At 66.1% G+C, this 11597-nt stretch carries 11 protein-coding genes; all 11 read right to left on the reverse strand.

Going from position 1 to position 11597, the window contains the following annotated elements; genetic code table 11:
• Positions 1-261: 261 nt before the first annotated feature.
• Positions 262-1218: a CTP synthase gene (locus AC1AYN_RS09440; RefSeq protein ID WP_476533034.1), complete on the reverse strand. Its 957-nt coding sequence runs from the start codon at positions 1216-1218 to the stop codon at positions 262-264.
• 241 nt (positions 1219-1459) lie between these two features.
• Positions 1460-2977 carry an L-arabinose isomerase gene (gene araA / locus AC1AYN_RS09445; protein ID WP_476503065.1) on the reverse strand — a complete coding sequence of 506 codons (1518 nt, stop codon included), beginning with the start codon at positions 2975-2977 and terminating at the stop codon, positions 1460-1462.
• Positions 2978-3258: 281 nt separating this feature from the next.
• Positions 3259-3951: an L-ribulose-5-phosphate 4-epimerase gene (locus AC1AYN_RS09450; RefSeq protein ID WP_163196825.1), complete on the reverse strand. Its 693-nt coding sequence runs from the start codon at positions 3949-3951 to the stop codon at positions 3259-3261.
• Between the two features lie 87 nt (positions 3952-4038).
• A complete protein-coding gene (locus tag AC1AYN_RS09455; protein ID WP_476503064.1) occupies positions 4039-5682 on the reverse strand; it encodes a xylulokinase in 1644 nt (547 codons plus the stop codon).
• A 198-nt stretch (positions 5683-5880) separates the two neighbouring features.
• On the reverse strand, positions 5881-6993 hold the full coding sequence (locus AC1AYN_RS09460) for a LacI family DNA-binding transcriptional regulator (RefSeq protein WP_476533035.1): 1113 nt from the start codon (positions 6991-6993) through the stop codon (positions 5881-5883).
• Between the two features lie 125 nt (positions 6994-7118).
• Positions 7119-7889 (reverse strand): ribonuclease HII, encoded by a 771-nt coding sequence (locus AC1AYN_RS09465; RefSeq protein ID WP_476533036.1) that lies wholly within the window; start codon positions 7887-7889, stop codon positions 7119-7121.
• Positions 7889-8767, reverse strand: a complete 879-nt coding sequence (lepB, locus tag AC1AYN_RS09470; protein ID WP_476533037.1) for a signal peptidase I — start codon at positions 8765-8767, stop codon at positions 7889-7891. Before lepB ends, AC1AYN_RS09465 begins: the two co-directional genes overlap by 1 nt.
• A 184-nt stretch (positions 8768-8951) precedes the next feature.
• Entirely contained in the window at positions 8952-9308 is a 357-nt protein-coding gene (rplS, locus tag AC1AYN_RS09475; protein WP_476503060.1) for a 50S ribosomal protein L19, read from the reverse strand.
• Positions 9309-9594: 286 nt separating this feature from the next.
• Positions 9595-10044 carry a DUF1893 domain-containing protein gene (locus tag AC1AYN_RS09480; RefSeq protein WP_476533038.1) on the reverse strand — a complete coding sequence of 150 codons (450 nt, stop codon included), beginning with the start codon at positions 10042-10044 and terminating at the stop codon, positions 9595-9597.
• Positions 10037-10624, reverse strand: coding sequence for an ECF transporter S component (locus AC1AYN_RS09485; protein WP_476533039.1), 588 nt, complete (start codon positions 10622-10624; stop codon positions 10037-10039). The genes AC1AYN_RS09480 and AC1AYN_RS09485 overlap by 8 nt, the downstream gene beginning before the upstream one ends.
• A gap of 17 nt (positions 10625-10641) precedes the next feature.
• Positions 10642-11565 (reverse strand): DUF362 domain-containing protein, encoded by a 924-nt coding sequence (locus tag AC1AYN_RS09490; protein ID WP_476503057.1) that lies wholly within the window; start codon positions 11563-11565, stop codon positions 10642-10644.
• Between the last annotated feature and the right edge of the window lie 32 nt (positions 11566-11597).

Here is an 11597-nt window from a genome sequence, read left to right on the forward strand (position 1 = left end):
GTGAACATTGACCGTGAACGCTCTCGAACCGATTGGCCTCAAGTTTATAACGATAAGAGCGATACCACATTGAGAAAAGGCTTTCACCGCGTGTCGCCATTGACAACGGCGCAGCTCATGTTCACAAGTGTTCACCCACGTTGATTCGCACATCTCCCACGCGCGTTTTTGTGCGGATAACGCACACGTTTCACGCCCGCTCCTGCGGCAGCAGGTAGAGGTCGTCATCGTCCGTCGCCATTGCATCGGCAACCGTCACCATCACTTCGTCCTCCGTACGCCCTGTTCCTCCAGTTCGTGGATGACGCGCCATGGGGCGTCCAATTCGTTGGCATGCATGCGGATGACCGATAGCCCCTGCCGCTCCAGGCAATGCTGCCGACGACGCTCATCGTCAACGACCTCACGAATCGCCCTGCCGGAGGTCATGTCCGGATCGACGTATTTCCGCGTTCCATCGAATTCCAATGCCACCTGCCCATCGCCCGACGTCCTCCAGAGAAAATCGACGCGATGGCAGCGATTCGGGCGGTCCAGACAGGGAAATTCGACCTGGATATCGTCCGGAGGACAGCCCATGTCATGCAGCATGCCCCGCGCCGACGATTCACCGCCGTTCTCGCTGCGCGCGTCCGCCAGATCGAACGCCCGCATGACGGTTTGGCGATGGCGGGAATACTTCACCGACGACGGATAGGCGAGCAGGACATCCTTGTCGACGGAGCCGGAACGCACCGACGAGTCGATGGGGGCCAACGAATATCTCAGGCTCAAGGTGGCGGCGCAGTCGAACAGGGTACGCAGCAAGCCCGTCACCTTCACTCCTTCCACCTCCACGACCTCGGGATCGGAGATGACGTGCCGTTCCAACCGATTGGTATTGCGGTAGTGCGTGCCGGGAGCGCCCACGACATGCAACGGCCACGCCAGACGATAGGAGCAGTCCAACCGATGCATGACCGCTGCGGTGGGCCCGCCGAACACCCAATCGGGATGCCGTTTGGCCAATGCCCGGACGATGTGCCGGATCCGTTCGTAACGGTCGAGGGAATTCCAATAATCGACCTGCGCATATAGTCCGCGGAAAGGCTTCACGATGGCGCCGGAACGCATGCGACGCTGAATCGCCTTGAATTCGGTGTCCGTGGGAGCCACGACGCAACGCTTCTCCCGACGCGCTTCGGCGAACAGCGCATCAACCGCATGATGCCTTACCATGTCCCCATTGTAGAAGGGCCCGGCATCGCGAATCTCAGGGACGAAACCCCCGTTATCCGAGATTTACAGCACCAAACACCCGTTTTGATGGGGTTGTTCCGGGCATTTGACGCTGTGAATCGGGGATAACGGGGGTTTGGTACGGGGAGAAATGCGGGAAGGGGAACGACAAGGGCCCATCCCGGGTGGGATGGGCCCTGATTTACCAATCAGTCAGCGGGAACGAACGTCCCACCTCTAATCAGTGACGGTTGTCGAGACGGTGGTACATCTCGGACAGCTGCAGTTCCTTCTCGAACTGGCGGGCGGTCGTCTTGTCGTCGATGACGGCGAGCTCGACGCCGGCGATGCGGGCGAAGTCCTCCCAGGCCTCACGACCGACGGAGGTGGTCATGCAGGTGTGGTGGGAGCCGCCGGCGGTGATCCAGCACTGGACGGCGGTCTTCAGATCCGGCTGCGGCTTCCAGACGGCGCGGGCGCACGGAAGCTCCTTGAGGGAGCCCTGCGGCTCGACGACGTCGACGACGTCCATGAGCAGGCGGAAGCGCTCGCGCTCGTCGGCCATGGAGACGACGACGGCGTCCTTCTTCGGCTTGCCGGAGAAGACCAGGCGGACCGGGTCGGCCTTGCCGCCGATGCCGAGCGGGTGGATCTCCAGCTTCGGCTTGGCGATGGTGCCGATGGCCGGGGAGACCTCGAGCATGTGGGAGCCCATGTCGAGCTCGTTGCCCTCGGTGAAGTTGTAGGAGTAGTCCTCCATGAGGGAGGCGCCACCCTCGAGGCCGTAGCCCATGACGGCGCCGATGCGCACGAGGACGGCGGTCTTCCAGTCGCCTTCGGCGGAGAAGCCCCAACCGTACTCGGACGGGAAGCGCTGCGGGCCAACGCCCGGCAGCTGCGGCAGGGCGCCGAGGTCCTCGAAGTTGTCGACGCCGGCGGTGCAGCCGTTGGCGCGCATCATGTTGACCATCGCAGCCTCTTCCTTGGCGGCGATGAACAGGGAGTCGTACTTGGCGTCCAGCAGGGCCGGATCGACGTCGTACTTGGCCTTGTAGTCCTCGATGATCTCCTTGACCTGGTCGTCCTTGACGGCGTCGTACGCGGCGACGAGCTCGTTGACGGCCCAGGTGTTGATGGAGGCGCCGAAGACGCGCTCGGCCTCGGTCTTGTCGCCTTCGGTGACGGCGACGTTACGCATGTTGTCGCCCCAGCGCATGACCTTCATGTTGTTGGAGGCGTCCCAGCCGGCGCAGGCGCGGGCCCAGGTGCCGACCTTCTCGGCGACCTCCGGGTCGGTGTAGTGGCCGACGACGATCTTGCGCGGGATGCCGAGGCGGGAGACGATGTAACCGAACTCACGGTCGCCGTGGGCGGCCTGGTTCAGGTTCATGAAGTCCATGTCGATGGTCTCCCACGGAATCTCCTTGTGGTGCTGGGTGGCCAGCTGCAGCAGCGGCTTGGTCAGCACTTCGAGGCCGCGGATCCACATCTTGGCCGGGGAGAAGGTGTGGCACCAGGTGATGACGCCGATGACGTTCGGGTTGGCGGAGGCTTCGACCATGAACTGCTTGACGCCGTCGGAGGACTTCAGGGTCGGCTTGAGGACGATCTTGGCCGGAATCTTGCCGGTCTTGTTCAGGTAGTCGACCATTTCGGCAGAGTGCGCGGCGACCTGGCGCAGCGCCTCCTCGCCGTACAGGTCCTGCGAGCCGACGCCGAACCAGATTTCCTTGCCCTCGAAGGGGTTCTCCATAACCATGGGTTACTTCCTTTACTTCGTTGTGATGGATGGAATCACATCTCGGGTCCCGCCTTCAAAGCAGGACCCAAAGTCTTTTGTTGTTGTGTTGTCGGGGTCTCTTGTGGGGTCTCTCCCCCACCCGGCTTCGCCGGGAGCCCCCTCGTCAGAGGTGGCCAAGGGAAAAACCTCAGTGCTGGCGGAGCCGGCGATCATCCGATGCGTGCGACTCCAAGGCGCGGAGGGCGAAGGCGTACGAAGGTACGTCGAGCCCTCCGCAACGCGGGAGGCGCTCCATCGAATCAGTGCTGACCGTAGACGTTCTGGTAGCGGTCGTTGAGCTTGTCGATGTCGGCCTGGTCGATCTCGATGATGTCGCCGAGCTGACGGGCGGCCCACATGGTGTGCGCGACCTCCTCGGTCATGGCGGCGGCCTTGACGGCGCCCTCAGCATCCTTGCCGATCGTGAACGGGCCGTGGTTCTGCATGAGGACGGCCGGGGACTTCGGGTACTTCTTGAGGGTCTCGACGACGCCCTTGCCGATGGCCTCGGAGCCGATGAGGCGGAACGGGCCGACCGGCACGGGGCCGCCGAACTCGTCGCCCATCATGGTCAGGCCGCACGGGATGTTCTGGCCGGTGGCCGCCCAGGCGGTGGCGTAGGTGGAGTGCGTGTGCACGACGCCGTAGACGTCGGGCATGTTGCGGTAGATGTAGGCGTGGGAGGCGGTGTCGGAGGACGGGGCTTCGGAGCCGTCGACCACGTTGCCTTCGAGGTCGCACACGACCATCGAGTTCGGGGTCAGGTTCTCGTAGCGCACGCCGGACGGCTTGATGACCATGAGGTCGGCGGTGTGCAGGCGCTGGGACACGTTGCCGGCGGTCCACACGACCAGGTTCCACTTGATCAGCTGCTGGTGCAGGTTGGACACGACCTCGCGCACCTGCTTGACTTCGGCGCGGACCTCGGGACCGTAATCAGCCAGAGTTGCCATTGTTGGTTTCCTTTCGTTTGTTCTGACGTCTATGGGCTCCCTCCGGAGAGGGAGCCGAAGTCTCATGGATATATGGGGGTTATGGGGTTACTTGTCTTCGAGGTCGATGCTCTCGATGGCGGTGTGCTCGATGGGCAGGCCCTTGCTGAAGCGCTCGAAGAAGTCCTCGAAGCCGACGACGTCGCCCGCGTAGGGCGCCTCGGTGGTGGACTGGGCGTCCTTGAAGACGCAGCCGTCGAGGTAGTCGGCGAGGTTGTCGTGCGCCTCGTCGGTGTGCCACAGGTAGTCGGCGAGCACGGCCATGCCCCAGGCGCCGCCTTCGGCCGCGGTGGACATGACCTTGATCGGCGTGTTGAACGCGGCGGCGAGGATCTTCTGGGCCACCTTCGGGGTGGTGAAGATGCCGCCGTGGCCGACGAGGGAGTCGATCTGGACGTGCTCCTGCTTGGTCATGACGTCCATGCCGATCTTGACCGGGGAGAACGCGGAGAACAGCTGGGCGCGCATGAAGTTGCCGAGGGTCATGTTGGCCTCGGGGCTGCGGGCGAACAGCGGGCGGCCTTCCGGCAGGCCGGCGAGGAATTCGCCGGAGCGGAACGGGTAGTTGAGCAGGCCTCCGCAGTTGGCGTCGACGTCGTCGGCGATGGCGGCGCGGAACAGCGTGCCGTACAGGGTGCCGGCGTCGACCGGGTTGCCGATGGCCTTGGCGAACTGGCCGAACAGGCCGACCCACGCGTTGAGGTCGGAGGTGAAGTTGTTGGCATGACTCATGCCCGCGAGGTCGCCGGCCGGGGTGGTGACGAGGTCGACTTCCGGGTGGAGGGCCTTGAGCTTGTGCTCGAGCACGACCATCGCGAAGATGGAGGTGCCGGCGGAGACGTTGCCGGTGCGCACGCGCACGGAGTTGGTGGCGACCATGCCGGTGCCGGCGTCGCCTTCCGGCGGGGCGAGCACGACGCCGGGCTCGAGGGCGCCGGACGGGTCGAGCAGCTTGGCGCCTTCGGCGGTGAGCTCGCCGGCCGGGGTGCCGGCGACGAGCGGCTTCGGCAGGAGGTCGGTGAGCTTCCACGGCTGGGCGGCGACTTCGGGCAGCGCGTTGAACTTCTCGATGAACTCGGTCTCGTAGTCGTGGGTGGTCGGGTCGATCGGGAACATGCCGGAGGCGTCGCCGACGCCGAGGACCTTCTTGCCGGTGAGCTTCCAGTGGACGTAGCCGGCGAGCGTGGTGAAGTACGCGACCTTGGAGACGTGCTCCTCCTTGTTGAGCACGGCCTGGTAGAGGTGGGCGATGGACCAGCGCTCGGGGATGTTGTACTGGAACAGCTCGGAGAGCTTCTTGTGGGCCTCGGAGGTGTTGGTGTTCTGCCAGGTGCGGAACGGCACGAGCAGTTCGCCGTCCTTGTCGAAGGCGAGGTAGCCGTGCATCATGGCGGAGAAGCCGATGTGGCCGATGTGGGTGAGGGTCTCGCCGTAGGCGGTCTTCACGTCGTTGGCCATCGAGGCGTAGGCGGTCTGCAGGCCCTTCCAGATCTCCTCCTTGGAGTAGCTCCACAGGCCGTCCTCCAGATGGGAGGCCCAGCCGTAGTCACCGGAGGCGATGGTCTTGTATTCGTCGTCGATCAGGACCGCCTTGATGCGCGTGGAACCGAATTCGATGCCCAGCGAGGTCTTGCCGGCGCGAATCTTCTCCGCGATCGTGGCGACCTGCTCGGAGGCGTTCGTTGCTGCCATTCTGTGGACTCCTTCTGACCGGCCGGCCAGCACCGCCCGATCGTCGTTCCTTGGGCGCTTACCGCACCCCTTCCTTGGGTGGCCGTTAACGCTCACAATTTCCGTATTCATTGTAACGGCCTTCAGGCCGTATCACAACCCCGACGTGCCATGAAAGATAACGGTTTGATAACAGGTCATCGACACGTCTGATACCCCCTACACGCGAGGCACCGGTCCGAGCGAGATGCGGTCGCGCACCGCGGCCGGCACCAGGCCCACGCCATGCTGCGAGTTCGGCAGCGAGGGCTCCTGGCCTTCGCCGAGCAGACGCAGCACCTCGCGCATGGCGGCCGTGCCGAGTCCCTCGAAGTCGGGGCGCACGGTCGTCAGCGGCGGGAAGAGGTTGTCCATGCCGGTCATGTCGTCGAAGCCGACGAGGCTCACGTCCTGCGGGATGCGCAGGCCGTGCTCCTGGATCGCACGCGCCACGCCCACCGCCTGCGCGTCGTTCGCGGCGACGACCACGGTCGGCAGCTTCGCGCCGGTCACGCCGGCCGTGTCGATGAGACGGTTCATCTTCGCGTACGCCTCGCCGGAATCCCACGTCTCGCAACGCATCACCTGAGTCTGGATCGCCTCCGCGCCGGACAGCGTCTCCCACGCGGCCAGTCGCGTCGCCGCGTCACGCCAGTCGTGGGGACCCGCGAGATAGAGGACGCGACGATGCCCCGCGGACTTGACCAGGCGCATCACGTCGGCCATCGCGCCCCACTGGTCGATGCCGACGAACGACGTGCGCTCCAGATCCTCGGCGGGGATCAGCGAGCGCGCCTCGCGCATGCTCATGCCGCCGTGCGTCGAGGTGACGATGACGCGCGGCTGGCTGACGCGCGCGCGGCAGGCGACGTCGAGCATCACGTCGGTGGGGGTCAGGAAGATGAACGCGTCGACGTTCTGCTCGTTGAACGTGTCGATGAGGTCGTCGAACTCGGCCTGCGTGCACAGCGCCTCGTGCACCATCATCACGCTCATGAACAGGCCGTGCCCGCGCGCGATCGACTCGATGGACGAGATAGCGGAGATCGGACCGAAGAACTTAAGGCCGCCGGCGATGAGGCCGATGGTGCGCGACCGGCTGGAAGCCAAGGCGCGCGCCGAGTTGGAGGGACGGTACCCGAGCTCGCGGATCGCCGCCTTGACGCGCGCACGCGTGGCGTCGGAGACGTCCGGGGAGTTGTTGATGACGCGGGAGACGGTCTGGTGACTCACTCCCGCGAGTTTCGCCACCTCGAACATCGATGGCCTTTTGTTGGCGCGGCGAGCAGACATAACCTCTTCTCCTTTCGCGCGGCACTGCACTGACTTACGCAGTGTAGCGCGAAAACCACCGCGACACGTGAACGTTCACACGCCGGTTTTCCCGTGTCGCGCGTGTCGCATGTGTCGCACGCCGGTCACACGAGCTTCCAGGAGACGCGGTGCAGGTCGCACGGGCCCTGCGCGGCAATGGCGGCCTTGTGCGCCGCCGTGCCGTAGCCCTTATTGCTCCCCCACTGGTACGCCGCGTATTCCGGGCGTTCGGCGAGACGCTCCATGAGCCGGTCTCGCGTCACCTTCGCGATGACGGCGGCCGTCGCAACGGTCGCGCAGGAACGATCGCCCTTCACCTTGGTCGTCACGTCGGCGGGCACGGGCACGTCGGGCGCGTCGAACGTGTCGAGCGCCTTGGTGATGTAGTCGTACGGACCGTCGAGGATCGCGCCGACGCGCACGCGCCGCTCCCCCGCGGCGCCCGGCGCGCCGAGTCCCAGCTTCGATTCCGCCTCGGCGAGCGCGCGCAACGCGGCTATGCCGAGTGCGTGGCCGATGCCCCACTCGTCGATCTCCGCGTTGCTCGCCGCGCCGACCGCCCACGCGGCGGCCCAGCCGGTGAGCTCGTCGTAGATGGCCTCGCGGCGGCGTTCGGTGAGCAGCTTGGAGTCGGCGACGCCGGCGGGCACGGCGAGGCCGGAGCCGTCGCTGGAGCCGCCGCCGGAGACATCGCCGGTTCCGGCGACATCGCCGCCGTCCGCCGTCTTCCCCATCAGATCGCGCGCGCGGATGATGACGCAGCCGACCATCGCCGGGCCGGCGAGCGCACCGCGTCCCACCTCGTCGAAGCCGGCGATGAGGTCGAATCCGCGGGAGGCGAGCTCACGTTCGAGGTCGAGCGTCGGCGTGATCATCAGTTGCCCAGACCGTCGTTCGCGTGCTTCGGGTCGATGGTCGTCACGCTCGACTCGGACGTGACGCCGGACGTACCGGCGGTCGTGCCGGACGTATCCGACGTGGCCGAGACGCTCGCGTCCGGCACGTCGGCGAACACCTCGTGGTGCGCGTCGAGCGAGCCGAGACGGCTCAGCGGCCAATAGCGGCACAGGCCCACGCCGACCACGTCGGCAATGGGGACGAGACCGTGGTCGCCGTCGTCCTGATGGTAGCGGGAGTCGGCGGAGTTGGCGCGGTTGTCGCCCATGACGAAGACATGTCCGGCGGTGACGGTCACGCTGAACGGGAAGGCGCTCGGCTGCACGCCGTCCTTGAGATACGCGGTCTCGGTGATGGCGACGCCGTTCACCTTGATCGGCTGGCCGGCGCCCTCGCAGGTGACGGTGTCGCCGGGAAGACCGATGACGCGCTTGATGAGATAGTCGCCGGCGAGCGGGCTCGCGGTCTGCTCGTTGGCGAGCCAGCCGGCCGGATCGTGGAAGACGACCACGTCGCCGCGCTTCAGGCCGACCGTCTTCGGTGCGGGCTTGAAGGTGATGACGCGGTCGCCGGGTTCGATGGTGCTTTCCATCGACCGGGTGGGGATCTCGTAGAAGCCGACGAGGAACACGCGGATGAGGATCACGACGAGGATCGGGATGCCGCACCAGATGAGAGTGTCGCGCCAGGAGAAGCGGTCGTCGCGACGGGTCCGCTTCGGGTCCGCCGGCGTCGCGGCCGTGGCCCGTGCGGGCGATGCCGACGATTCCGGCGTCTCCGGCATGACGGCCGGATCGACGCCGTGATCGGCCACCAGGACGGTGTGACGGTCGCGCTCATCGTTGTCGTATGGCATGTGCCCTCCTGTTCCCCGCGAAAACTCCACTCATCGTAATCGGGCGCATGCCCACACGCACGCCGCGGGCACGACTTGCACCGAACACGCACGGGTCGCACGGGTGCCGGAAATACGAAACGGTCCGGAACCACGGAGGTTCCGGACCGTTCTACGCTTCGAGCGAGTCAGCGACTCAGGCTGCTCACTTGGCGCGGCGCTCGACGATGCGAGCGGCCTTGCCGCGCAGCGCGCGCAGGTAGTACAGCTTGGCGCGACGGACGCGGCCCAGACGCACGACCTTGATGGAGTCGATGGACGGGGAGTGCAGCGGGAAGCGACGCTCCACACCGGTGCCGAAGCTGATCTTGCGGACCACGAAGGTCTCGCGCACGCCGGCGCCCTGGCGGGCGATCACCACGCCGGTGAAGGTCTGGATACGGGAGTTGTTGCCTTCCTTGATCTTCACGTTCACGTCGACGGTGTCGCCGGGACGGAAGGTCGGGATCTCCTCGGCCGGCTTCATGTGCTTGGCGTCGAAAGCCTCGATGGCGTTGACCATGATTGTTCCTTAGGTGCCGCCGCATATCGGCCACCGGACGGGGCGCGCGCACGACCCGCGGTTCTCTCGCGGGCTCCGGGGACGTATCCGTCTCCCGGCTTCGGTGCACGCACCGATGTTCCTTCCCCGCAGGTCTGCCTGCGAGGGGTGCCGATCCGCCGGAAATCGCGCCCGAGGGCGGCCCGGCTGGACCTCATGCGACAGGGGTTTATGCGGCGACCCCCGCCACGACACAGCAATCGTCTAGTCTATGGCCGGACCGGGACAGCGCGCAGCGCCCGCACAGTCAGCGGCGCGCCGCCATGAGGCGGGCAACGGCGGCTCGGATGGCGGGTTCGGCGGCGGTCGGGTCGTCGATGTGCTCGACCGATTGCTCGATGGGGCACATGCCGTCTCGCCCGCGGTTGAGGATGACGGGGACCAGCGCACCGTAGGCGGCTTCGATGCCGTGGGCGCGCAGGGCGGCGAGTCCGGCTTCGCTCATCGTGCACGCCCATACGGCTTTGACTCCAAGGCGGGCGTAGAGCAGGGCGGCGCCCTTGCCCACCACACGGTCGGCGGCGCAGAAGCCTGCGAGGCTGCGGCCTTCGTCGAGCCATATGAGCAGCGGGCGCACGCCACGGCCCGTGCCGGTCAGCGTTTCGGCGCGGCCGGCGGCGTCCGTGCGGCAGGCCACACAGCCGAGCGCGCCATCGGCGAGCAGATCGTCGCGGGCGCGAAGACGATCGTCAGTCACGGTGACGGTCCACGGCGAACATGACCAGCGGGATGAGCACCCATTGGAGCACGAGGCCGGGCAGGCCCGTGCCGACGGCGGCCCATACGCTCGCGACCGACATCTGCGCGTTGCCGAGCAGGAAGACGGCCACGGCGATGGCGAGCGCGTCGACCAGTCGTCCGCCGACCTGGGCGACGACGAGCTTCGCCAGCCAGCCGAGCGGCGAGGGGACGGCTTCGGGGACGCGCACGCCGCGCAGAAGACCGGCGATCAGGCCATAGGAGGCGAGTTCGATGACCATGAACGGCACCATCGGAGCCATCGGCATGCCGGTGAGGAGGAAGCTCACGATCGGAGCGAGCGCTCCGGTGACGAGGCCGGCGAACGGACCGGCGAGCAACCCCACGAGCAGCACAGGCAGGTGCATCGGCAGCAGGGTCTGGCCGATCATCGCGCCGAGCCCCATCGCCGCACCGGCGAGGTGGAAGACCTGCGGCAGGGCGACGGCGGCCACGACGGCGAGCAGCGTGGCAACGGATTGGAACTTGATGGACGGCAGCGCGGCGGCGCGGGCCGAAACAGTGGATTGTGGTCGCATGTTGGATTCCTTTCGATTCAGCGCAAATCGAGGTCGATGAGCTGGTATTCGCGGCTGCCGAGGCCCATTTCGACGGCGTGTTCGATGGTGTGGATGCCGTGGCGCGATTCGATGCGCTCGATCAGCGGCTCCTTGTTGTCGTGCGAGACGTACACCATGTCGACGCACGCCTGGTCGACGGCGACCGGGTCGAGCGAGGCGCAGATGCCGATGTCCGCCATGACGGGCGCGTGCGGATTGCCGTCGCAGTCGCAGTCGACGGACAGGTTGTTCATCACGTTGATGAAGCACATCTCGCCTTTGAGCGTGTTGAACACGGCGGTGGCGGCTTCGGCCATCGCCTCGAGGAACGCGTCCTGGTCGCCGCTGAACGGGTTGGCGAGAATCTCGTCCTGCCCGGAGTGGAGGCGTTTCTTGCCTCGCGAGGAGGCCATGCCGATGGAGATGTTCTTGAGCGCGCCGCCGAAGCCGCCCATCATGTGGCCTTTGAAGTGCGAGAGCACGGCGTAGTAGTCGTAGTTCGGGAAGTGGGAGCCGACGATGTCGGCGGTGATGCGCCTGCCGCCTTCCACGGGGATTTCGATCTCGCCGTCCTCGTCCTGGATGTCGCAGGGGGCGATGTCGAGGAATCCGTGCTCTTTGATGGTCTTCCAATGGTGTTCGGTGGTGTCGCGGGTGCCCGCGTACGCGGTGTTGCATTCGACGATGGTGCCGTCGAGCCGCTGCACGAGGTCCTTGATGAGCGCCGGCTGCAGGTAGTGCGTGTTGCCTCCTTCGCCGGAGCTGAGTTTGACGGCCACCTTGCCCTGCGGTTTCGCGCCGAGCGCCTCGTAGACGCGCATCAGCCCGGCCGGGCTGATGTCGCGCGTGAAGTAGACTTTGGCCGCCATCGGATAGTCGGTCTCGTAGGTTCCGGGTGTTCTGGGCGTCGTCTCCGTCATGTGGTGCCTCCTTGCTGCCGGACGGTCGGTTT

The organism is Bifidobacterium sp. LH_413, assembly GCF_056357015.1.